Annotated in this window: 20 protein-coding genes; 6 read left to right on the forward strand and 14 right to left on the reverse strand. The window is 66.6% G+C overall.

Annotation, left to right across the window (positions count from 1 at the left end):
* Nucleotides 1–11 precede the first annotated feature (11 nt).
* A complete protein-coding gene (locus ACNA0R_RS22000) occupies nt 12–2,756 on the reverse strand; it encodes a M16 family metallopeptidase (RefSeq protein ID WP_415828319.1) in 2,745 nt (914 codons plus the stop codon).
* 279 nt (nt 2,757–3,035) lie between these two features.
* Between ACNA0R_RS22000 and ACNA0R_RS22005 the strand changes: the two genes are divergently transcribed.
* Nucleotides 3,036–3,461 (forward strand): hypothetical protein, encoded by a 426-nt coding sequence (locus ACNA0R_RS22005; protein ID WP_415828203.1) that lies wholly within the window; start codon nt 3,036–3,038, stop codon nt 3,459–3,461.
* A gap of 24 nt (nt 3,462–3,485) precedes the next feature.
* A complete protein-coding gene (locus tag ACNA0R_RS22010; RefSeq protein WP_415828204.1) occupies nt 3,486–4,007 on the forward strand; it encodes a GNAT family N-acetyltransferase in 522 nt (173 codons plus the stop codon).
* Between the two features lies 1 nt (nt 4,008).
* Here ACNA0R_RS22010 and ACNA0R_RS22015 read toward each other — a convergent pair whose 3' ends face one another.
* Nucleotides 4,009–5,181, reverse strand: coding sequence for a vWA domain-containing protein (locus tag ACNA0R_RS22015; protein WP_415828205.1), 1,173 nt, complete (start codon nt 5,179–5,181; stop codon nt 4,009–4,011).
* A 25-nt stretch (nt 5,182–5,206) separates the two neighbouring features.
* The gene (locus tag ACNA0R_RS22020) at nt 5,207–6,079 is read right to left on the reverse strand and encodes an AAA family ATPase (protein WP_415828206.1); all 873 of its coding nucleotides are present in this window, start codon (nt 6,077–6,079) and stop codon (nt 5,207–5,209) included.
* Between the two features lie 179 nt (nt 6,080–6,258).
* On the opposite strand from ACNA0R_RS22020, the gene ACNA0R_RS22025 reads away from it, so the two are divergent.
* Nucleotides 6,259–6,612: a c-type cytochrome gene (locus ACNA0R_RS22025; protein ID WP_415828207.1), complete on the forward strand. Its 354-nt coding sequence runs from the start codon at nt 6,259–6,261 to the stop codon at nt 6,610–6,612.
* 11 nt (nt 6,613–6,623) lie between these two features.
* Nucleotides 6,624–6,986, forward strand: a complete 363-nt coding sequence (locus tag ACNA0R_RS22030; RefSeq protein ID WP_415828208.1) for a c-type cytochrome — start codon at nt 6,624–6,626, stop codon at nt 6,984–6,986.
* Between the two features lie 176 nt (nt 6,987–7,162).
* Here ACNA0R_RS22030 and ACNA0R_RS22035 read toward each other — a convergent pair whose 3' ends face one another.
* The gene (locus ACNA0R_RS22035) at nt 7,163–7,588 is read right to left on the reverse strand and encodes a DUF1841 family protein (protein ID WP_415828209.1); all 426 of its coding nucleotides are present in this window, start codon (nt 7,586–7,588) and stop codon (nt 7,163–7,165) included.
* 161 nt (nt 7,589–7,749) lie between these two features.
* On the opposite strand from ACNA0R_RS22035, the gene icd reads away from it, so the two are divergent.
* On the forward strand, nt 7,750–9,009 hold the full coding sequence (icd, locus tag ACNA0R_RS22040) for an NADP-dependent isocitrate dehydrogenase (RefSeq protein WP_415828210.1): 1,260 nt from the start codon (nt 7,750–7,752) through the stop codon (nt 9,007–9,009).
* Here icd and ACNA0R_RS22045 read toward each other — a convergent pair.
* Nucleotides 8,924–9,412 (reverse strand): helix-turn-helix domain-containing protein, encoded by a 489-nt coding sequence (locus ACNA0R_RS22045; RefSeq protein ID WP_415828211.1) that lies wholly within the window; start codon nt 9,410–9,412, stop codon nt 8,924–8,926. The two genes, icd and ACNA0R_RS22045, sit on opposite strands and share 86 nt — an antisense overlap.
* A gap of 200 nt (nt 9,413–9,612) precedes the next feature.
* On the opposite strand from ACNA0R_RS22045, the gene ACNA0R_RS22050 reads away from it, so the two are divergent.
* The gene (locus ACNA0R_RS22050) at nt 9,613–10,128 is read left to right on the forward strand and encodes a helix-turn-helix domain-containing protein (RefSeq protein ID WP_415828212.1); all 516 of its coding nucleotides are present in this window, start codon (nt 9,613–9,615) and stop codon (nt 10,126–10,128) included.
* Here ACNA0R_RS22050 and dapA read toward each other — a convergent pair.
* From dapA to kdpF, 9 genes are all read right to left on the reverse strand, one after another.
* Nucleotides 10,095–11,051 (reverse strand): 4-hydroxy-tetrahydrodipicolinate synthase, encoded by a 957-nt coding sequence (dapA, locus tag ACNA0R_RS22055; protein WP_415828213.1) that lies wholly within the window; start codon nt 11,049–11,051, stop codon nt 10,095–10,097. The two genes, ACNA0R_RS22050 and dapA, sit on opposite strands and share 34 nt — an antisense overlap.
* Before the next feature lie 24 nt (nt 11,052–11,075).
* Nucleotides 11,076–11,408, reverse strand: coding sequence for a hypothetical protein (locus ACNA0R_RS22060; protein ID WP_415828214.1), 333 nt, complete (start codon nt 11,406–11,408; stop codon nt 11,076–11,078).
* A 9-nt stretch (nt 11,409–11,417) separates the two neighbouring features.
* The gene (locus tag ACNA0R_RS22065) at nt 11,418–12,212 is read right to left on the reverse strand and encodes a TorF family putative porin (protein ID WP_415828215.1); all 795 of its coding nucleotides are present in this window, start codon (nt 12,210–12,212) and stop codon (nt 11,418–11,420) included.
* Nucleotides 12,213–12,350: 138 nt separating this feature from the next.
* Entirely contained in the window at nt 12,351–13,043 is a 693-nt protein-coding gene (gene kdpE / locus ACNA0R_RS22070) for a two-component system response regulator KdpE (RefSeq protein ID WP_415828216.1), read from the reverse strand.
* A 10-nt stretch (nt 13,044–13,053) separates the two neighbouring features.
* The gene (locus ACNA0R_RS22075) at nt 13,054–15,996 is read right to left on the reverse strand and encodes a DUF4118 domain-containing protein (RefSeq protein ID WP_415828217.1); all 2,943 of its coding nucleotides are present in this window, start codon (nt 15,994–15,996) and stop codon (nt 13,054–13,056) included.
* 196 nt (nt 15,997–16,192) lie between these two features.
* A complete protein-coding gene (kdpC, locus tag ACNA0R_RS22080; RefSeq protein ID WP_415828320.1) occupies nt 16,193–16,807 on the reverse strand; it encodes a potassium-transporting ATPase subunit KdpC in 615 nt (204 codons plus the stop codon).
* A gap of 39 nt (nt 16,808–16,846) precedes the next feature.
* A complete protein-coding gene (kdpB, locus tag ACNA0R_RS22085) occupies nt 16,847–19,015 on the reverse strand; it encodes a potassium-transporting ATPase subunit KdpB (RefSeq protein ID WP_415828218.1) in 2,169 nt (722 codons plus the stop codon).
* 17 nt (nt 19,016–19,032) lie between these two features.
* Nucleotides 19,033–20,829 carry a potassium-transporting ATPase subunit KdpA gene (gene kdpA / locus ACNA0R_RS22090; protein WP_415828219.1) on the reverse strand — a complete coding sequence of 599 codons (1,797 nt, stop codon included), beginning with the start codon at nt 20,827–20,829 and terminating at the stop codon, nt 19,033–19,035.
* Nucleotides 20,829–20,918, reverse strand: a complete 90-nt coding sequence (gene kdpF, locus ACNA0R_RS22095) for a K(+)-transporting ATPase subunit F (RefSeq protein WP_066353881.1) — start codon at nt 20,916–20,918, stop codon at nt 20,829–20,831. The genes kdpA and kdpF overlap by 1 nt, the downstream gene beginning before the upstream one ends.
* Nucleotides 20,919–21,155: the final 237 nt, after the last annotated feature.

Consider the following 21,155-nt stretch of genomic DNA (forward strand, 5'->3'; position numbering starts at 1 on the left):
TGCGCGGCCCGCTATTTCTTCTTGCTGAAGTCGCCCGCCACCGCGGTGCTGAAGTCTTCCGGCTTCAGGTACGTGCGCAGCGCGTCGTTCACGGCGGCCGGCGTCAGCGCGGCGATCTGCTTATCCATGTCGGCCGACCAGGCGAAGGTGCGTCCGCGCCGGATGTAGTCGATCCAGGTGCTGGCCAGCACGTCGTCCTGGGCACGGCTCAGGCGGCGGTAGTTCAGCAGCGAAGCGATGCCGTCGCGGATTTCTTCCTGCGAGAAACCGTCCTTGTGGACCCGTGCCAGCTCTTCCGAGATCGCCTGCTCCAGGCGCTGCCGGTTTTCCGGCGCGTAGATGGCGTAGACCATCCAGCTGCCGCGCGGCTCGAAGGACGAGGCCGACAGGCTGCTGCGTACGTTGTACGACAGGCCGTCCTTTTCGCGGACCCGGTTCCACAGCCGCGACGTTTCCGACGTACCCAGCAGGTAGTTCGCCATGTACAGCGCGGCGTAGTCCTTGGACGTGTCCTGCAGCGGCAGCGGCAGGCGGCTGGCGTAGAAGGCATTGGCCTTGTCCGGCGTCGGGATGTCGAACTTCTGCGCCGGAATGGCGTGGTAGGGCTCGGGAACCCGGGTATACGGGGCGCCCCGCTTCCAGCCCGCCAGGCCTTTCTTGAGCGCGGCTTCGGTGGCGTCCGCGTCAAAATCGCCCACCGCCGAGAACGCGATCGTGCCGGCGCCATAGAAGCGGCTGTGGAAGCGTGCCAGGGTGTCGTGCGACAGGGCGCGCACGCTGGCCAGCGATTCCTCGAAGGTCGGCACGTAGCGGATGTCGTCCTTGGGCCACGGATTATCCTGCCGCGCCAAGGTCCGCATGGCCAGGGCCGACGGTTCGTTCATGGCGTTCTGGATAGCGGTGACGGCCTGTGCCTTGTATTCGTCCAACTGGGCCTTCGGGAAGTTGGCGTTGCGGATGACGTCCAGCACCGTGGCGACCACCGCCGGCAGGTTGTCGCGGGTGGTGGAAATGGACACCGACAGATTGGTGCCCGACCCGCTGAAATTCACGTCTGCTTTCAACTGGTCGAAGCGGTCCTGGATGGCCTGGCGCGACAGTTTGCTTGTGCCGCGGTCCAGCATATCCGCCACGGCATCGGCGACGTCGCGCTGGCCGCGCAGGGAATCCGCATTGCCGAACTGCAGCAGCAGGCGGGCGCGCACGCGGTGCCCGCGCGTGGGCTTGGACAGCAGCGCCACGTCGACCTTGCCGTTGGGCAGGTCCAGCGTGCGGCGCAGCGTCAGCTTGTCGATATTGGCCGGCGTCGGGTCGAAGGCGGCGGCCTGGGTATAGCCGGGATCGCCCTTGTAGTCCTTCAGCGCCGCCGTCAGGTCGACGCGGGTGTTCGCGGGCGCGCGCGTCGGCTTGGCCGTGGGAATGTAGCGGCCGGCCGTGCGGTTGCTGGGAATCAGGTATAGCGTGGCGACGCGCTGCACGTCCGCCAGCTTGGCGTCGCGTACGCGATCGCGCTGCAGGAAGAACAGGCGCCAGTCGCCGCTGGCGATGGCTTCCGACAGGGCGACGCCGATTCTTTGCGGATCGCTATAGGTCTGCTCCCAGTCACGCAGCCATTTGCTGCGCGCGCGGTCCAGCTCTTCCTGCGTGAAAGGCGTGCGGCCCACCGATTCCAGCGTGCCGGTCAGGGCCTTGAGCGAGGCGTCCTGGTCCATGCCGGGCTCCAGCTGGGCGCCGAACAGCGCCACGCCGGGGTCGCGCTGTTCCATGGTGAAACCGAAGACATCCGACGCCAGCTTGCGCTGCACCATGTTGCGGTACAGGCGCCCGGACGGCGTGTCCGACAGCATGACGGTGGCCAGGTCCAGCGGCGCATAGTCCGGGCTGCCCGCGGCGGGGATGTGGTACATCGCCGCCACCAGCGGCGTGCCGCCGGCGCGCCGCAGCGTGACTTCGCGTTCGCCGTCCTGCACCGGTTCGACGGTGTATTCGCGCGGCAGCGCGCGGGTGGGACGCGGCACCTTGCCCAGCGTCTTGCTGATGGTTTCCAGGGTGTCCTGGGGATTGAACTTGCCGGCGACGATCAGCACCGCGTTATCGGGCTGGTAGTACTGATGGTAGAAGGCCTGCAGCTGGCCGATGTCGACGTTTTCGACATCCGAGCGCGCGCCTATGGTGTCCTTGCCGTAGTTGTGCCATTGGAAGGCCGTGGCTTCCATCTTCTGCATCAGGATGCGGAAAGGGCTGTTTTCGCCGCTTTCCATCTCGTTGCGAACCACGGTCATTTCCGAATCGAGGTCTTCGCGCGCGATCAGCGAATTGACCATGGCGTCGGCCTGCCAGCCCAGGTACCAGTCGAGCGTGTCCGGATTGGCGGCGAAGCTGGCGAAATAGTTGGTGCGGTCGCTGCTGGTGCTGCCGTTGGCGGCCAGGCCGCGGCGCGAGAACTCGCCCATCGCGTTGCGGGTGGTGGGCGTACCCTTGAACAGCATGTGCTCCAGCAGGTGCGCCATGCCGGTCTGGCCGTAGTTTTCATTGCGCGATCCCACCAGGTAGGTCATGTTGACCGTGGTGGTAGGCTTGGAGTCGTCCGGCGCCAGCAGGACGCGCAGGCCATTGCTCAGGCGGAATTCCGTGATGCCCTCGACGGAGGCGACTTCTGTCGTGCCTTCCGGCAGTGTCGCCGCGCTGGCCTGGAAAGCCAGGAAGGACGAGAAAATCAGTGTTTTCAGGTGGCGCGACAATGCGGGGGTGGAAATGGCCATGGACGGGTTTCCCTGCGAGATGGTGAAGTTGTTGGAGTGTATACGGGGCGATAGGTTCCTATCGCGGCGCCCAGGATTCCCTGTGTGCCCGGAACGTTCCGCGCTGCATTACACGCGGCCGCGGGCCCGAGGGTCCGCGCCCCCCGCGCTTCGCGCGCGGGCGCCATGCGCCGGCCAGATCTTGCCCCGCGCGCTGGGCGATGACGGACCGCCAAGGTATATTTCTACCCGCGCGGCCACCCCGCGCATTGCACTTCAAGGAACGAATCCAAGATGAAGCTTTTCCAGAAAGTCCTTTTCCTGCTGGCCGCCTGGAGCCTGTGCGCCGCCGCGGCGGCGCGTTCGCCCGTGGTGGTGGAGACCTTCCCGCCGCCCAAGGGCGCCAAGGCGCCGCAGTACACGGTGGACGCCGACGCGCGCCGGCTGGACGGCAAACAGTTGGGAATGGCGCTGGCGGCGGTGGCCCGCGATAAAAAGCGCGGTCCCGACACGCCGGTCGCGGTGCTGGTCGATCCCACGCTGACGCTGAATGACATCAATGCCCTGGCGCGCGTGGTGCACCAGGCGGGGATGAAGAGCGCGCGTTATTTCCAGTACCAGCGCGACCGCGCCATGATCATGGAGTTCGCGCCCGGCAATCCCGACGGCGCCTTCCCGCGCTCGCGGCTGGACTCCGAAGTCATGGCCGCGCCCAAGTAGCCGCCGGCCCCGGATGAGCACGTCATGATTCCCGTCGATTGCACCTACGAGCGCCACGCGGGCGCCATGCTGGATATATTCAACGACGCCATCCTGACGTCGACCGCCCTGTACGAGTACCAGCCTCGCACCGACGCCATCATGCAGGCGTGGTTCGAGGCCAAGCGCAAGGGCGGATTTCCGGTGATCGGCTTCGAAGACGCCGACGGCACGCTCATGGGCTTCGCCAGCTACGGCACCTTCCGCGCCTTTCCCGCCTTCAAGTATTCGGTCGAGCATTCCATCTACGTGGCGCGCGATTATCGCGGCCGCGGCCTGGGCCAGGCGCTGATGCGGGCATTGATCGCGCGCGCCCGCGCGCAGCAGTACCACATGCTGGTCGGGGCCATCGACACCACCAACGCGGCCAGCTGCGCGCTGCACGAAAAACTGGGATTCACCCACGCCGGCACGGTACGGCAGGCCGGCTTCAAATTCGGCCGCTGGCTGGACGTGGCGTTCTACCAGATGCTGCTGGACACGCCGGCCGAGCCGGTGGACGGCTAGTTCATTTCGACAGCATGCGCATCGCCTGCTCCAGGCCCGCCACGGTCACCGGGTACATGCGGTCGTGCATGATGTTCTTCAGGATCGCGATGGACTGCCGGTAAGGCCAGGCCGCGGTGGGCTCGGGGTTCAGCCAGGCGGCCTTGGGCCAGGCCTCCAGCAGGCGCTGCATCCATACCGCGCCGGCTTCCTTGTTCATGTGTTCGACGGAGCCGCCCGGCTGCAGGATTTCGTAGGGGCTCATCGTGGCGTCGCCGACGATGATCAGCCGCCAGTCCGCGTTGTACTTGCGCAGCACGTCCCAGGTGTCGAAACTGTCGCTCTGGCGGCGCCGGTTGCTTTGCCACAGCCGCTCGTACGGGCAGTTGTGGAAGTAGAAGACGTCCAGGTGGCGGAATTCGCTGCGCGCCGCGGAAAACAATTCCTCGACCCGCGCGATGTGGTCGTCCATGCTGCCGCCCACATCGAGCAGCATCAGCACTTTCACGGTATTGCGCCGTTCCGGCACCAGCCGCAGATCCAGGTGGCCGGCGTTGCGGGCGGTGCTGGCGATGGTGTCGTCCAGGTCCAGCTCCAGGTCGGCGCCCTGGCGCGCGAAGCGGCGCAGCCGCCGCAGCGCCACCTTGAAGTTGCGCGTGCCGAGCTCCAGCGTGTCGTCGTAGTCGCGGAACTGGCGCATATCCCACACCTTGACCGCGCTGCGATTGCCGGCGGAGTCCCCGCCCACGCGTATGCCTTCCGGGTGATAGCCGCCATTGCCGAACGGCGACGTGCCGCCGGTGCCTATCCACTTGCTGCCGCCGGCATGGCGTTCGTTCTGTTCCTGCAGCCTTTGCTTGAACAGCTCCATGAGCTTGTCCCAGCCATGGGCCTGGATGGCGGCTTTTTCTTCCGGCGTCAGCGTGCGCTCGAATTGCTTGATCAGCCAGTCCAGCGGGATTTCCTTGTCCGGCGGCAGGCTGGCGGCGATCCCGCGGTAATACGCCGCGAAAGCCTGGTCGTAGCGGTCGAACAGGGTTTCGTCCTTGACCAGCGTCATGCGCGACAAGTGATAGAACTCGTCCAGCGTCGGCGCCATCAGCGGCTGGCGCAGGGCTTCCAGCAGGGTCAGGTATTCCTGCACCGAAACGGGAAGCCGGTGCGCGCGCAGATGGTAGAAGAAGTCGATCAGCATGGCGGTGCCCGACTTGGCTGGAATCCTAGCGGCGCTGGCCGGTGCGCGTCATCGCGGCCAGGCGTTCCAGCAGCTGCATGTCCTGCTCGTTCTTCAGCAGGGCGCCGGCCATCAAAGGCACCGCGGTGGCGGCATGGGCTTCGATCTGCCCGGCGGGGATGTCCTCGGCCAGCAGCAGGCGCAGCCAGTCCAGCAGTTCCGACGTCGAGGGCTTTTTCTTGAGTCCGGGCGCGTCGCGCAAGGCGAAGAAAGTATCCAGCGCGGCGCGCAGCACGTCGGCGCGCAGTTCCGGAAAATGCACGCCGACGATATCGCGCATGGTCTCGCGATCCGGAAAGCGGATGTAGTGGAAAAAGCAGCGGCGCAGGAAAGCGTCCGGCAGGTCTTTTTCATTGTTGGACGTGATGATGACCAGCGGCCGGTGACGCGCGGCGATGGTCTGGCGCGTTTCGTACACGTGGAATTCCATGCGGTCCAGCTCGCGCAGCAGATCGTTGGGGAATTCGATATCGGCCTTGTCGATTTCATCGATCAGCAGCACGACCGGCTCGGGGGCTTCGAATGCCTGCCAGAGCACGCCCTGCACGATGTAGTTGCGGATGTCGCGCACCTTTTCATCGCCCAGCTGCGAATCGCGCAGGCGCGACACGGCATCGTATTCGTACAGGCCCTGATGGGCCTTGGTGGTCGACTTGATGTGCCACTGCAGCAGCGGCCGTCCCAATGCGCGCGCGACTTCTTCGGCCAGCATGGTCTTGCCGGTGCCGGGCTCGCCCTTGATCAACAAGGGGCGCTGCAAGGTCAGGGCGGCGTTCACCGCGAGTTTCAGGTCTTCGGTGGCGACATAGCGATCCGTGCCTTCGAAGCGCGGCGCGGCGGGGGAAGAAGCTGCGGGCATGCGGGGTGCGACCTCGTGTGGCGCGGGAAGTACCGTGCGAGTACCGGTCCCGCCGTTGGCGATGGGCTAATTATCGTACAATCGTGCGGTTTGCGGCCCGGGGGAGGCCGGTCCGCAAGCTTCAGCAAGGCAGTTCCAGAAGTTCCAGCAACCAAAGTCGCCATATCAAGAGCCAATTCATGAAGTTGCGAACCACTGTATTGCGTAAGGCGGGCCTGCTTGCCGTTTGGCTGTCCTGTGCGGGCGCCGGCGCGGCGTACGCCGCGGATGCCGCCCAGGGCGGCAATGCCCAGGCCGGCCGTGACAAGGTGTCCATGTGCATAGGCTGCCACGGCATCGCGGACTACAAGACCGCGTTTCCCGAGGTCTACCGGGTGCCGATGATCGCCGGCCAGAATGCCAAGTACATCGAAAACGCGCTGAACGCATACAAGAAGGGCGAGCGCAGCCATCCCACCATGGACGCCGTCGCGGGCAGCCTGTCCGATCAGGACATCGCTGACATCGCCGCGTACTACGCCAATCTCAAATGACGGGGGCATCCATGAAACGCATTATCGTGACCCTCGCAGGGGTGTTGCTGGGTATGGCCGCGACCGCGTCGCGGGCGGACGATCTGGCCGCCGGCAAGGCGGTGTTCGATAAATTCAATTGCGCGTCGTGCCACGGTGCCGACGCGAAGACGCCGACGGATCCTCAGTACCCGATCCTGGCCGGTCAGCACGAGGACTACCTGGCGCATGCGCTCAAGGCGTATCGCCGCGGGCAGTCGGGCGCGCCGTCCACGGCCAACATCCGCAAGAACCCCATCATGGGGGCTTTCGCGGCGCAGCTCAGCGACGCGGACATCAGCAATGTGTCGGCGTGGCTGGCCAGCTTGCCCAGCGATCTCGGAACACGCAAGTAAGAGGCCCCGGCCTGGGGCTCCTTTTGCCGCCGGGCCGCCCCAAGGCAAAAGCGCCCCCTCGGGGGGCAGCAAGCCGAAGGCGTGGCGTGGGGGCTCCTTTTGCCGCCGGGCCGCCCCAAGGCAAAAGCGCCCCCTCGGGGGGCAGCAAGCCGAAGGCGCGGCGTGGGGGCTCCTACCTACCTTTCCGCGCGCTGCCGGATCAGTTCGATGTATGCGTCGCTGTCCATCGGCGTGCCCAGCCGCTGGGCTTCCCACACCACCTGGCCCAGGCATTCCATGATCTCGTGCACGGCATGGTGCGCGTCGCTGCGCGCCACCAGCCGCTGATACGCCGCCCGTATGCCGGGCGGATGGTCGATCGACAATTGCTCGGCGATCGCCAGATGCATGGATAGATGCAGGAACGGATTGGTGCGGCCTTTCTCCACGGAATACTCGGCCGTCATCGCTTCCGGGCTTTCCAGGTCCTGGTGATATTCGGGGTGCTGGGTCATCCAGTCGACCGCCATCGATTCCAGCGGGGTGACGAGCTCGCCCGCCTTGTGCTTGCGCCAGGCTTCGATGAAGAATTCGCGAACCTGGTCGCGGGACGGATTGAACATGGCGGACTCGGACAACGACTCGGGGCGACTCGGAACAACATCTCGGCGCGGCAATGGCCGCGCGACCCGCTATTTTACCCACTCGTGGAATTGTCATTGCCGCGCATGCCGCTCCGCGGATATAGAATGACGGGCACGTGCCAGCAGGCTTCGGAGCATCCATGTCGTACCAGCATATCCAGGCTCCCCAAGGGGGGCAGAAAATCACGGTCAATGCGGATTTCACGCTGAACGTGCCGGATCAGCCCATCATCCCCTATATCCAGGGCGATGGCGTCGGCGTCGACATTACGCCGGTGATGATGTCGGTGGTGGACGCGGCGGTGGAGAAATCCTACGGCGAACGCCGGCGTATTCACTGGATGGAAGTCTACGCGGGCGAAAAGGCCACGCGCCTCTACGGCGCGGACGCCTGGCTGCCGGAGGAAACCCTGCAGGCGGTGCGCGACTATGTCGTATCGATCAAGGGACCGTTGGCGGCGGCCAGGATCGATGGTGGCGTGCGTTCGCTGAATGTCGCGCTGCGGCAGGAATTGGACCTGTACCTCTGCCTGCGTCCCGCGCGCTATTTCCGCGGCGTGCCGGCGCCCCTGCGCGAGCCGGAAAAGACCGATATGGTCATCTTTCGCGAGAATTCCGAGGATATCTACGCGGGCATCGAATTCCCCGCGGGTTCACCGCAGGCGCGCGAACTGGTGGACTTCCTGCAGAACCACGTGCATTCCCGCCACTTGCGTTTCCCCGACAGTTCGGCGATCGGCATCAAGCCGGTGTCCCGCGAAGGCACGCGGCGTCTGGTGCGCAAGGCCGCGCAATATGCCATCGATCATGACCGCGCGACCCTGACGCTGGTGCACAAGGGCAACATCATGATGTATACCGAAGGCGGCTTCCGCGACTGGGGCTACGAGCTGCTGCGCGATGAATTCGGCGCGGTGCAGATCGACGGCGGCCCATGGTGCCGCTTCAAGAATCCGAAATCCGGGCGTGAGATCGTCGCCAAGGACATCATGGCGGACGCCTTTCTGCAGCAGTCCATGCTGCGCCCGGGCGAATTCGACGTCATCGCCACGCTGAACCTGAACGGCGACTATATCTCCGCGGCGGTGGCGGCGCAGGTGGGCGGCATCGGCATTACGCCGGGCGCCAATATGTCGGATTCGGTTGCGATGTTCGAAGCCACGCATGGCACCGCGCCCAAATATGCCGGCAAGGACTACGTCAATCCGGGATCGGAAATCCTGGCCGCCGCGATGATGTTGCGGCATCTGGGCTGGGTCGAGGCCGCGGACCTGATCATCGCCAGTATGGAAAAGGCGATCCTGGCCAAGACGGTCACTTACGATTTCGCCCGTCTGATGAAGGGCGCGGAGCAGGTGTCCTGTTCCGGTTTTGGCCGCGTGATGATCGAGAATATGTGACGGCATCGGCCAGTTCGGTCGATGCGGGCGCGGCGGGCAATTCCGGCACCGCCATCCCGTCCGCGGTGCCGTCGACACCGCCAGTCAGGGCCGTCGCGGCCTTTTCCGCGCCGGCCAGTTCACGGACGTAGGCCAGCGCCTTTTCCTTATGCTCGGCGGACAGCGTGTGATAGGCGACCAGCAGTTCCGCCAGGTCGTCGTCGCGCGTGTAGAACCAGGGTGCCGGCAGATTCAAGGCCTGGGCCAGGCGCTCGATCAGGAAGAAGCCGGGCGTATGCTTGCCGCGCTCGTATTGATTCATGCGCGAGCTTGCCGACATCTCGTCCAGTCCCGCAAGCGTACCCAGCCTTTCCTGGGAAAGGCCCGCGCGCAGTCGTGCCTCTTTTAGCCTGCTGGTTAGCATGGATTGGAACGTCCTATCTGATCCGGCGATGGTCTTCGATTTTCAGTCTAGGCTCCCTAAGAGTTTCATAGTGCCACAAAGTCAAGAGCTTTGTAATAATGTATCTGTGTGATACATAACGTCTCGGGGAATAAAATGTCCCCGGAATAGTCCAGACCTCCCCGCTGGGGTAGGGCTGCACGTTCAGGTAAGAACCCATTGTGACTTCCCTTTCCATTCCCAAACGTGAGCTGCAAGCCACGTTGATCCAGCTTGAGGCCGACTTGCGCAGGCTGACGTCCACCGTCCAGGAACTGTCCGCGTGGCTATCCCATGCCGGCGACCTGGAGAACGCCGCGCGCGCAACTCCCGCTCCCCGTTCGGCTTCGCCCGGGACCGCCGCCGCGGCCGACGCCGCGGCGCGGGGCTGGCGGCTGCGCGAAGGCGGCTGGACGCTGCTGTCGCCGCAGGGCCAGCGCCTGGCGTTGACCACGCTGGAAAGGCTGTTCATGCTGGCCTTGTTCAACGCCCCCAACCATAGCCTGGCGCGTAATGAGCTCGGTACGCTGGCGGCCGGGCGCGCCGACGCGGGCGACAAGTCCGCGACCTCGCCGCGCGGGGTGGACGTCATGGTCAGCCGCCTGCGGCGCAAGGCGCAGGCGATGGGAATGCCGCTGCCGCTGCGATCCGTGCGGCGCTGGGGCTATATGTTCACGGAAGACGCGGCCGCGGAATAGCCGGCCGCGCGTGGCTGCTCGCAGGCGGCGGTGTCCGCCGGGGCCGGCAGGCGGGCGATGACCTTCCGCAGGCGCGCCGCCAGCGCGCGGCTGGCCGGTGTCAGCGGCATGCGCAGTTCATCGTCGATCATGCCTTGCAGGGCCAGCGCCTTCTTGACCGGCGCCGGATTGGGTTCGGCGAACAGCAGGCGGACCAGGGGCGACAAGGCGTCGTGGAGTTCGCGCGCCGCCTCGGCTTGGCCGGTCTGCGCCAGCCGCATCATGCGAACGAAAAGATCCGGCCGGACATGGGCGGAGGCCGGGATGGCGCCCAAGCCGCCATCGCTGAAATGCGCCAGCAGCGCCTTGTCCTCCCCGCATAGCGCCGTGATCCGCCCGCGCCGGCGCAGGGTCTGGAGCACCGCGGGATGGCATTCCTTGACGGCGACGATGGTCGGGCACGTCGCGAGCGCTTCCATGGTCTCGACCGTCATCTGCACGCCGGTGCGTTTGGGAATGTTGTAAAGCACCAGCGGCCGATCGGTCGCCCAGGCGATCCGGCGATAGTGCCAGATGATGCCGGCCTGCGATGGGCAGAGATAGTATGGGGGCGGTACCAGATAGCCCGCCGGATGCGTCGCGTCCAGGCGGCGGATCGCCGCGGCGACCCCGCCCGTATCGACGCCGCCGGCGCCCAGCATGATGGGCAGCGCGGGCGTATCGTCGCGGATCGCCTGGATCATTTCGATCTTCTCGGTCAGCGTCAGCAGATTGCCTTCGCCGGTCGAGCCGAACAGGACCAGGCCCGACACGCCGGCATCGCGGTAGTGCCGGGCCAGGCGCTGCGCCGCCGGGAAATCCACGCGTGCCTGCCGCAGGGGCGTGACCATGGGTAGCCAAAGGCCGTCGAAGCGCGTGGCGGCCGGGCGAGCTGTTGCGGACATATCGGTGCCCCGCTTTTCCAGGTGTCAATGCACGGCCGCCAGGACGGCGGGCTGGATGGGGCCGAACTCGGCGTCCGCCACGCGCATCATGATCCGATGCAGCATGGGGTCGAGCGCTTCGCGCGGCGCCTGCAGCGCCAGCGTGACGACGCCTCGATGACGGCTGACCGTCATGATGCGCAGGCCCGGCATGTCGCCGAGCAGTTTTTCCAGCCGCGCGCGCGCCTGGGCGCCGTCGTCGCCGCGCACGCGCAGCGTCAGGCTGAGGGTGGCGTCGGCGACAGGGCCGGCATGATAGGCGTCGCGGCCCCGATGTCGGGGGCGGCTGGTGTATACACGGGCAGGGCGTTCGGGCATGGCCGGTCCTTAGAAGGTTTTGGCGATGGAAGCGACCACGGTGCCGCGGCCCATGAAGCGATCCTGCGGGTTGGTGTAAACCTCGCGGTGCGCGTTGGTATCGATATAGGCGACCGATACGCCCAGGCCCTGGCCCAGGTCCTTGGTCAATCCCAGCTTCCAGTCGTAATAAGACGCGTGGTCGACGTTGCGGACGTATTGATAGCCGGCGTGGGTGTTCAAGGTGAGGCCCCAAACGCCCAGATCGTAGTTGCCGCTCAGGTCGAAGTACTGGCTGCCCTTGCTCCTGGCGAAGCCGAACAGGTTGGATACCGCGTATGAATACTTGAAGGTGGTGGTGCGGTAGCCGAGGCTCCCATACAGTTCCGTGGTATCCGGATTGGTATAGCCGCTGGGATAGTCGCCCGGGTAGTAGTATTTCAGGACTCCGAAATCGAAGGGCACGTCCTGCGCGAACGTGCCGCGATAACCGCCGTAGAAGTCCATTTCCACAGGCGCGGAGACATCGGGATTGCTGTCCGAAAGCCAGCTGATGTTCGAATTCCAGTTGCCGATGTAGAAACCGCTCTCATGGCTGAAGTCGAAGCCGCCCTGGATGGCGGGCTTGTTGTCGGTTTGCATCAGGCCGCGATAGCGGTATTGCGAGGCCAGCGTCACGTTGGCCGTGAGGCTGTAGGGCGCGGCGGCCTGCTCGGCGGCGGCGCTTTGCGCGTATGCGGCGGTGCACGTCCCTGCGGTGCCGACGGCAAGGGCCGTCGCGGCGAATATCGTCTGACCGGCGGATCGAGGACTGGCGTAGCGCATGCGGTTTCTCCTGTACGGCGCGTTGTGATGATTCACAACGATAGGGAGAAACGCGTAAATGGCGGCTCAAAAGACGGCATGGCGGCGTAAGCGCCATATAAAGCCGGCCTGGCGAGTGCCGCCGCCGGCCGCGGCAGGTCAGCCCGCGAAGCGATAGCCCACGCCGACTTCCGTCAGCAGGAACACCGGCTGGGCCGGATCGGCCTCCAGCTTTTGCCGCAGATGACCCATGTAGATGCGCAGGTAGTGATTGCTCTCGACATGCGACGGCCCCCACACTTCGCGCAGCAGTTCGCGATGCGTCATGACCTTGCCGCGATGCGCGATCAGGGCGGCCAGCAGCCGATACTCCATGCCGGTCAAATGCACGTGCTGGCCGTTGCGTTGCACGACGCGCCGGGAAAAATCGACGTGCACGTCGCCGAAGGCGATTTCAGCGGCATTGCCGGCGCCGCCGCGGCCATGCCGGCGCAGCAGGACGCGCAGCCGCGCCAGCAGTTCCCCCACTCCGAAGGGCTTGACCAAATAGTCGTCGGCGCCCGCATCGAGGGCGGCGATCTTGTCGGTTTCGGCGGTGCGCGCGGACAGCACCAGCACCGGCACTTCGGTCCAGGCGCGCAGTTCGCGCATCAGCGTCATGCCGTCGCCGTCGGGCAGGCCCAGGTCGAGGATGACGACGTCGGGCTGCCGGGTGCCGGCTTCGATCAGGCCGCGCTGCACGGTCTCGGCCTCGAACACGGCGCAGCCCTCGTCCTGCAGGGCCGCGCGGACGAAGCGGCGGATGTTGGCGTCGTCTTCGATAAGCAATACGGTGGGGTGGAAGTCGAACATTGTCCGTCTGTCATTCCATGTGGATGGAGGCCGCCGGCGGTTCCGGTGCAACGGCCGGCGCGCGCGTCAGCGGCAATTCAACCACGAAGCGCGCGCCGGCGTAGGGAGGGTCGCCGGGCTCCACCCGGATGCGGCCGTGATGCGCCTGCACGATCGCCTGGCAGACCGCCAGCCCCAGGCCCGCGCCCGGGGTGGCCGATTCGCGCTCGCCACGCACGAATTTGTCGAAGATGGCTGTCTCCTGGCCCGGCGGCACGCCCGGTCCGTCGTCGGCCACGCGTATCAGGATCTCGCTTTCGCGGGCGACGGCGTCGATGCGCACGTGGCTGCCGGGCGGCGTGTACTTGGCGGCGTTCTCCAGCAGGTTGCACAGGACACGCTGTATCAGCACGCCATCGCATTCCACCAGGGGCAGATCCGACAGGGACGCCACCGAGACGCCATGCTGGCGCAGGGGCTCGCGCATTTCGGCAATGGCGGCGCCTACGAGTTCTTCCACCGACTGCCATTCTTTGCGCAGCGTCACCTCGCGGTTCTGCAGCCGGGCCATGTCCAGCAGGTTGACGACCATGGCGTGCATGCGGCGGGCCTGTTCGCGCATGGCCAGGGCGATCTCGCGCTGCGCGGGGCTGAGCGCGGCGGGATCGCGCATCAGCGTGTCCGTCATGCCGACCAGACTGGTCAGGGGCGTGCGCAGGTCATGCGAGATGGCCGACAGCAGTGAGCTGCGCAGCTGCTCGGACGCCATGCTGACCAGCGCTTGCTGGGCGACCTCCACGTAATGCACGCGTTCGATGGCGATGGCGATCAGCGTCGCGTAGGCATCCAGTTGCGGGCGGTCGGGCGAGGTCATGAAAGCCGCGCCGCCCGGCGGTTCCAGCACCAGGACGCCGCGCGTGCGCATCGGCGCCTTCAGCGGCAGGTATAGCAGCGGGCTGCCGGACAATGTGTTGGTGCCGCAGCCGGCGGGCTGACCGTGGTCGAACACCCATTGCGCCAGGGCGGTTTCGAGCGGCAGCGGCGTGTCGCGGCTGACCAGCGCCAGGCGATCGTCCTGGCCCAGCAGCAGCAGGGCGCAGGGCGCGCCGAATGCGGCATTGAGGTAAGAGGATGCCGAGGCCACGATCTGTTCCGGCAGCAGCGCCGACGATAGGTCGCGCGCGAACTCGTACAGGCCGCGCGCGACGCTTTCGCGCCGGGCTGAAGACAGCGCCAGCAGGCGCAGGCCCGCGGTCAACTGGCCGATCAGCAGGCCCGCGGTGAGCATCACCAGGAAAGTCACCAGATATTGGACGTCCGATACCGCGAAGGAGCGCGTGGGCTGCACGAAAAAGAAATCGAAGGCCGCCACGCTGATCACCGATGCCAGCGCGGCCGGGCCGCGGCCATGGCGCAGCGCTACCGCCATCACCGCCAGCAGATAGAACATGGCGATGTTGGTCTGATGCAGGTCGGGAAAGGCCGCCAGCGAGATCGCGGTGGCGATCGCGCAATAGAGGCAGGACCAGGCATAGTGGCCGAACCGCGCAGCCGGCGGGGTCGGCGCGGTCGGCGCACCCGCGACGGCGGACGCACCCGGTGCGGCCGATGTCCCAGGCGCGCCCGATGCGGCCGGCACACTCGGTGCGCCCGATGTCCCCGATGTCCCCGATGCGGCAAACGCACCCGCGGCGTCCAGCGCCGCCGATGCACGCGGCCCGCCCGCCGCGGGCGTCGATCCCAGGCGCATCGACGCGGTACGCAGCGTGGCGGGCTGGGTGGGCGCGGCCAGGCGGATCACGTCCAGTTCCGGGCAGCCCGCGGCCAGCAGATCGGCGAAGCTGCGGCGCCGCCACAGGGCCGCCGGCGATAGCAGCGTGGCCAGCCACGCGCCCCAGCGCCGGCCCAATCCGCGCCCCGCCCGCGTGCGTCCGATGACGGCCTTGGTGATGTTGTGCCGGCGCACGTATCCCACCAGCGCGCGCACCATATCGGCCCCGCCCAGCGTTTCGACACGCGCGTCCAGATCGCGCGCCGTGGCCAGGGCGGCTTGCAGCGCCAGCCGCTGCGCCGCGGAAGGCGCGACCAGGCTGGGCGTTTCCACCGTGACCACATGCAGCTCGCCATCCAGCTGCTGGGCCAGCCGATGGGCGGCCCGCACCACATGTTCGGCTTCCTCGTCCGGCGCCAGGCAGGCCACGACGGCCTCGCGCGTACGCCATACGGTCTCCACGGCGCGGTCGCGCCGGTAGGCCTGGACATCGTCGTCGACCCGTTCGGCCATGCGCCGCAGCGCCAGCTCGCGCAGGGCGATCAGATTGCCCTTGCGGAAAAAATTGCGCGCGGCATGGCGGGCCTGTTCCGGCATGTAGACCTTGCCGTCGCGCAGGCGTCGCAGCAGCTCGTCCGGCGGCAGGTCGACCAGCACGACCTCATCGGCGGCATCGAACAGCCGGTCCGGCACGGTTTCCCAGACCGGGATGCCGGTGATGGTGCCCACCGCCTGGTTCAGGCTTTCCAGATGCTGCGCGTTGAGCGTGCTCCAGACGTCGATGCCGGCCGCCAGCAGTTCTTCCACGTCCTGCCAGCGCTTGGCGTGGCGCGCGCCCGGCGCGTTCGAATGCGCCAGTTCGTCGACCAGTATCAGCGCGGGGCGCCGCGCCAGCGCGCCGTCCAGGTCGAATTCCGCCAGCGCGTGCCCGCGATACGCGTAGTCGACGCGCGGCAGCACGGGGATACCGTCCAGTAGTTCAGCGGTTTCCCGCCGGCCATGGGTTTCCACGATACCGGCCAGCACGTCGACGCCGGCCGCGCGCTGGGCCGCCGCCGCGGCCAGCATGGCGTAGGTCTTGCCGACGCCGGCGGATGCGCCGAAGTACAGGCGCAGGCGGCCACGCGCGGCGCGCCGCGCCGCCCCGTCGATGTCCCGCAGCAGTGCGTCGGGATCGGGGCGTTCAGGTTGCGAGCTTGCCATGGTGCGGCGACGTTCGGTTGTGTTGGAGAGTGTCAGCCACTATACGCCGCCGGCGTTCGTCGAATGCGCGCATGCGCAAGGCTCGGGCGCCGCGCCGGCCGATGCGGCCCGCGTCGAAAGCGAATCCGGCAACGCCAGCCGCCAGGGGCGGCGCGACGTCGCGGAAGCGGCCGCCGCGCGGCGGCTACCGACGCCCTCATCGCGTCGCCTTCAGGCCATCCAGGTCCAGATTCAGCGCCAGCACATTGACCACGGGCTCGCCCAGCAGGCCGAAGAAAGGCCGCCGGGTGTGCGCTTCGACCCGCCTGGCGACTTCCAGGGTCGTCATATCGCGGGCCTTGGCCACGCGGTCGATCTGGTAATCGGCCGCCGCAACGCTGATGTCCGGATCCAGGCCGCTGCCGGAGGCGCTGACCAGGTCCACCGGTATGGGTTTGGTGTTGCCGGGATCGGCGGCGTGCAGGGCCTCTACGCGCGCCTTGGCGGCATCGGCCAGGGCCTGGTTGCGCGGCCCCAGGTTCGATCCGCCGGACGCCGAGGCGTTGTAAGGCAGGGGCGCGGTGGCGGACAGGCGGCCCCAGAAGTACTTGGGCGCCGAGAACTGCTGGCCGATCAGCGACGAACCCACCACCTGGCCGTTCCGTTCCATCATCGACCCGTTCGCTTCGCGCGGAAACAGCAGCTGCGCAATGCCCGTGGTGGCGTAGGGATACGCCAGGCCGGTGACCAGCGTCAGGATGGCGAAGACCACCAGCGCGGCGCGCAGCAGGCCGGCGCCGCCTTGCGGGGCCGCTTTCTTTTGCATGTTCATATCCGTATTCATGGCGATTTCCTCGGTTGCGGCGGCGGTTCAGGCCCAGCCCAGTGCCGCCAGTACCATGTCGACCAGCTTGATGCCGGCAAAGGGCACCAGCAGGCCGCCCAGGCCGTAGATGATCAGGTTCCGCCGCAACAGCACGCCCGCGCCCAGCGGGCGGTACCTGACGCCCTTCAACGCCAGCGGAATCAGCACGACGATGATCAATGCGTTGAAGATGACGGCCGACAGGATGGACGATTCCGGCGTGGTCAGGCGCATCACGTTCAGCACGCCCAGCTGCGGATAGACCGTGGCGAAGGCGGCTGGAATGATCGCGAAGTACTTGGCCACGTCGTTGGCCACGCTGAAGGTGGTCAGCGCGCCGCGCGTCATCAGCATCTGCTTGCCGATCTCGACGATTTCGATCAGCTTGGTGGGGTTGGAGTCCAGGTCGACCATGTTGCCGGCTTCCTTGGCGGCCTGCGTGCCGGAATTCATCGCCACCGCGACGTCGGCCTGCGCCAGGGCCGGCGCATCGTTGGTGCCGTCGCCGGTCATGGCGACCAGCCGGCCTTCGCCCTGATAGGCGCGGATCAGTTTGAGCTTGGCTTCGGGCGTGGCTTCCGCCAGATAGTCGTCGACGCCCGCTTCGGCCGCGATCGAGGCGGCGGTCAGCTTGTTGTCGCCGGTGATCATGACCGTCTTGATGCCCATGCGCCGCAGCTCGGCGAAGCGTTCCTTGATGGCGGGCTTGACGATGTCCTTCAGCTCCACCACGCCCAGGACGCGGCCGCCGTCCGCGACGGCCAGCGGCGTGCTGCCGCGGCGCGCGATGTCATCGGCGGCGCGGATCACGGCGGCGTCCATGGCCACGCCCTGGTCCGCCAGCCACTGGCGGATCGCATCCACGGCGCCCTTGCGCACCTGCCGCGCGCCCTGGTTGACGCCGCTCATGCGGGTATGGGCGCTGAAGGGCACGAACTCCAGATCGGCCGTCGGCCGCGCCGGCGCATGCAAGGCCTTATCGGCCAGCAGCACGATGCTGCGGCCTTCCGGCGTTTCATCCGCCAGCGAGGCCAGGCGGGCGGCTTCCGCCAGTTCACGCGGCGTGACGCCGGGGGCCGGCATCAAGGCCGAGGCCTGGCGGTTGCCGAAAGTGATGGTGCCCGTCTTGTCCAGCAGCAGCACGTCGACGTCGCCGGCTGCTTCCACCGCGCGGCCCGACATCGCCAGTACGTTGGCCTGCATCATGCGGCTCATGCCGGCCACGCCGATGGCCGACAGCAGGCCGCCGATGGTAGTGGGGATCAGGCAGACCAGCAGGGCGACCAGCGCCGTCACGGTCACCACCTGCCCCGCCTTCGCTATCTCGACGGAGAACAGCGAGAACGGCAGCAACGTAACGGTGACCAGCAGGAAAACCACGGTAAGTCCCACCAGCAGGATGGTCAGCGCCAGTTCGTTGGGCGTCTTTTGCCGCTTGGCGCCTTCCACCATCGAGATCATGCGGTCCAGGAAGCTTTCGCCCGGGTTGGCGGCGATGCGCACGAACAGCCAATCGGAAAGCACGCGCGTGCCGCCGGTCACCGACGAGAAATCGCCGCCCGACTCGCGGATCACCGGCGCCGATTCGCCGGTGATGGCGCTTTCGTCCACGGACGCCACGCCCGCGATGATCAAGCCATCGCCGGGAATGACCTCGCCGGCTTCCACCAGTACCACGTCGCCCTTGCGCAAATCGCCGGAATTGCGCGACACGCCGCGGCCGCGATAGGCGTCCGGGTGCGCGCCGGCCACCTCGGCATCCTTGAAATCGCGCAATACGCGCGCGGTGACGGTGGTGCGCAGGCCGCGCAGCGCGGCGGCCTGCTGCTTGCCGCGGCCCTCGGCCAATGCCTCGGCGAAATTGGCGAACAGTACGGTGAACCACAGCCAGACGGCGACGCCGAAGATGAATCCCGCGGGCGCTTCCGCCTGGCCGCGCAGCGCCATGATCCACAAGAAGGTGGTCAGGATGCTGCCCACGTAGACCACGAACATCACGGGGTTCTTCAGTTGCGCCGACGGCGCCAGCTTGCGCAGGCTGTCGACCAGTGCCGGTCCCACCAGCGCCCGCGAGAAGAATTGGAAAGTGCGTGGCGGCGGCAAGCCCGTCGCGTCCTGCGGCAGGGTTTGCGGGGCGACGGCCGCCAGGGCGTCGCTATTGGATTGCTTGGCCATGTTGAGTGTCAGCCCGATCAAGGTTGCAGATGTTCCGCCACGGGGCCCAGGGCCAGCGCGGGGACATAGGTAAGCGCGCCGACCAGCAGGACGGAACCGATAAGCAGGATTACGAATAAGGCGCCGGTGGTGGGCATCGTGCCGGGGCCGGCCGGGACCCGGTGTTTCTTCGCCAGCGAACCCGCCAGCGCCAGGATGGGAATAATCACGGCGAAGCGGCCGAACCACATGGCGATGCCCAGCAGGCTGTTGTAGTACGGCGTATTGGCCGACAGCCCGGCAAAGGCGCTGCCGTTGTTGTTGGCGGCCGACGTCAGTGCGTAGAGAATCTCGGAATAGCCGTGCGTGCCGGGGTTGAGCACGCCCGCCTTGCCGGCCGCCATCGACACCGCCAGCGCGGTACCCGCCAGCACCAGCAGCGGCGCGGCCAGGATGACGATGGACGTCATCTTCATTTCATAGGCTTCGATCTTCTTGCCCAGGTATTCCGGTGTGCGGCCTATCATCAGCCCGGCGATGAAAACCCCCAGGATGGCGAAGGCGAGCATGCTGTACAGGCCCGCGCCGACGCCGCCGAAGACCACTTCGCTCAGCTGCATCAGCAGCATCGGCGAAAAGCCGCCCATGGGCGTGAACGAGTCGTGCATGCCGTCCACGGCGCCGCACGATGCCGCGGTGGTGGCGGTGGCGAACAGCGCCGTCGGGCCGATGCCGAAGCGCGCCTCCTTGCCCTCCATGTTGCCGCCCGCCGCCAGCGCGGTGGTACGACTGTCGACGCCGGCCTGCGCCAGCATGGGATTGGCCTGGAATTCGTAGTAGCCGGTGACCAGCGCGAAGGCGATGAACAGCACCACCATGGACGCCAGCACCGCGACGCCTTGACGCCGGTCTCCCACCATGCGGCCGAAGGTGAAGCACAGCGACGCCGGAATCAGCAGCATCGCCAAGGTCTGCAGGAAGTTCGACAGGGGGGTGGGGTTTTCGTATGGATGCGCCGAATTGGCGTTGAAGAAACCGCCGCCGTTGGTCCCCAGTATCTTGATGGCTTCCTGCGACGCCACCGGCCCCAGCGCGATGGTCTGCGTGGTGGCCGTCCGCGATTCCGTGATGGGTTGTCCCTTGGCGTCCAGCACCGGCTGACCGCCGGCATCCAGCTTCGGCGCGGAGTACGTCACGGGCTCCAGCAGATGGGCTTCCTGATAGGGGCTGAAGGTCTGGATCACGCCCTGGCCGACCAGTACGACGGCCAGTATTAGCGACATGGGTAGCAGCACGTACAGACAGCTGCGCACCATGTCCACCCAGAAGTTGCCGACGGTTTGCGCGCTATGCCGCGCGAAGCCGCGGATCAAGGCCAGCAGCACCGCGATGCCGGTGGCGGCCGACAGGAAGTTCTGCACCGTCAGCGCCAGCATCTGCGTCAGATAGCTCATCGTGCCTTCGCCGGCATAGCCTTGCCAGTTCGTGTTGGTGACGAAGCTGATGGCCGTATTGAGGGCGGAGTCGGCGGACACCGCGCCCATGCCGGCCGGGTTCAGCGGCAACAGGGCTTGCGCGCGCTGGATGACGTAGGCGGCGACGAAGCCCAGGATGCTGAATACCAGGACGGCCACGGCATAGTGCTTCCATCCCATCTCGGCCGCGGGATCCACGCCGGCGGCCTTGTAGACCAGCCGTTCGAATGGCCGTCCCCACGCCGACCAGCGCGACCGGCCGTTATCCATGACTTCATGGATATAGCGCCCGACCCAGGGGGCGAGCAGCAAAAGGACCGCCAGGAAAAAAGCCAGCAGTCCCAGGTAGTGCGCGTTCATCAGAATTTCTCCGGCTTGAACAGGGCGATGAGCAGATAAACGAACAGGAATAGCGCGAGGGCGCCGCTGATCAGGTAGAGCCAGCTCATGATGGGTCTCCCTTCCGCAGGGCATCGCAGAACTCGACCAGCGCCAGCGTGAGCGCGGCCATGACGACGAAAGAGGCGAGGAAAATGGTGTCCATGTCTACTCCTGGGTAAGGTCCCGGATCGCGGGAGCGGGCCCGGCGCGAAGTGGCGGGGCCAGCGGACACCGGCAGGTTAGGGAGGGCGCCGTAAAAACGGGATAAAGCTTGGGGGGAGGTGAGTAAACGGGATATAAAAACC

The sequence above is a fragment of the Bordetella sputigena genome (genome assembly GCF_965137885.1).
Classification (GTDB): Bacteria; Pseudomonadota; Gammaproteobacteria; order Burkholderiales; family Burkholderiaceae_B; genus Bordetella_C; species Bordetella_C sputigena.

What these genes read in the sequence shown, in the direction of transcription:
- ACNA0R_RS22030 (WP_415828208.1), top strand. Translation starts at nt 6,624, where the DNA reads ATGAAACGCATTATCGTGACCCTCGCAGGGGTGTTGCTGGGTATGGCC.
- kdpF (WP_066353881.1), bottom strand. Translation starts at nt 20,918, where the DNA reads ATGAGCTGGCTCTACCTGATCAGCGGCGCCCTCGCGCTATTCCTGTTC.
- kdpB (WP_415828218.1), bottom strand. Translation starts at nt 19,015, where the DNA reads ATGGCCAAGCAATCCAATAGCGACGCCCTGGCGGCCGTCGCCCCGCAA.
- ACNA0R_RS22045 (WP_415828211.1), bottom strand. Translation starts at nt 9,412, where the DNA reads ATGCTAACCAGCAGGCTAAAAGAGGCACGACTGCGCGCGGGCCTTTCC.
- ACNA0R_RS22060 (WP_415828214.1), bottom strand. Translation starts at nt 11,408, where the DNA reads ATGCCCGAACGCCCTGCCCGTGTATACACCAGCCGCCCCCGACATCGG.
- ACNA0R_RS22075 (WP_415828217.1), bottom strand. Translation starts at nt 15,996, where the DNA reads ATGGCAAGCTCGCAACCTGAACGCCCCGATCCCGACGCACTGCTGCGG.
- ACNA0R_RS22005 (WP_415828203.1), top strand. Translation starts at nt 3,036, where the DNA reads ATGAAGCTTTTCCAGAAAGTCCTTTTCCTGCTGGCCGCCTGGAGCCTG.
- ACNA0R_RS22010 (WP_415828204.1), top strand. Translation starts at nt 3,486, where the DNA reads ATGATTCCCGTCGATTGCACCTACGAGCGCCACGCGGGCGCCATGCTG.
- kdpA (WP_415828219.1), bottom strand. Translation starts at nt 20,829, where the DNA reads ATGAACGCGCACTACCTGGGACTGCTGGCTTTTTTCCTGGCGGTCCTT.
- kdpE (WP_415828216.1), bottom strand. Translation starts at nt 13,043, where the DNA reads ATGTTCGACTTCCACCCCACCGTATTGCTTATCGAAGACGACGCCAAC.
- ACNA0R_RS22035 (WP_415828209.1), bottom strand. Translation starts at nt 7,588, where the DNA reads ATGTTCAATCCGTCCCGCGACCAGGTTCGCGAATTCTTCATCGAAGCC.
- dapA (WP_415828213.1), bottom strand. Translation starts at nt 11,051, where the DNA reads ATGTCCGCAACAGCTCGCCCGGCCGCCACGCGCTTCGACGGCCTTTGG.
- ACNA0R_RS22025 (WP_415828207.1), top strand. Translation starts at nt 6,259, where the DNA reads ATGAAGTTGCGAACCACTGTATTGCGTAAGGCGGGCCTGCTTGCCGTT.
- ACNA0R_RS22065 (WP_415828215.1), bottom strand. Translation starts at nt 12,212, where the DNA reads ATGCGCTACGCCAGTCCTCGATCCGCCGGTCAGACGATATTCGCCGCG.
- icd (WP_415828210.1), top strand. Translation starts at nt 7,750, where the DNA reads ATGTCGTACCAGCATATCCAGGCTCCCCAAGGGGGGCAGAAAATCACG.
- ACNA0R_RS22020 (WP_415828206.1), bottom strand. Translation starts at nt 6,079, where the DNA reads ATGCCCGCAGCTTCTTCCCCCGCCGCGCCGCGCTTCGAAGGCACGGAT.
- ACNA0R_RS22015 (WP_415828205.1), bottom strand. Translation starts at nt 5,181, where the DNA reads ATGCTGATCGACTTCTTCTACCATCTGCGCGCGCACCGGCTTCCCGTT.
- kdpC (WP_415828320.1), bottom strand. Translation starts at nt 16,807, where the DNA reads ATGAACATGCAAAAGAAAGCGGCCCCGCAAGGCGGCGCCGGCCTGCTG.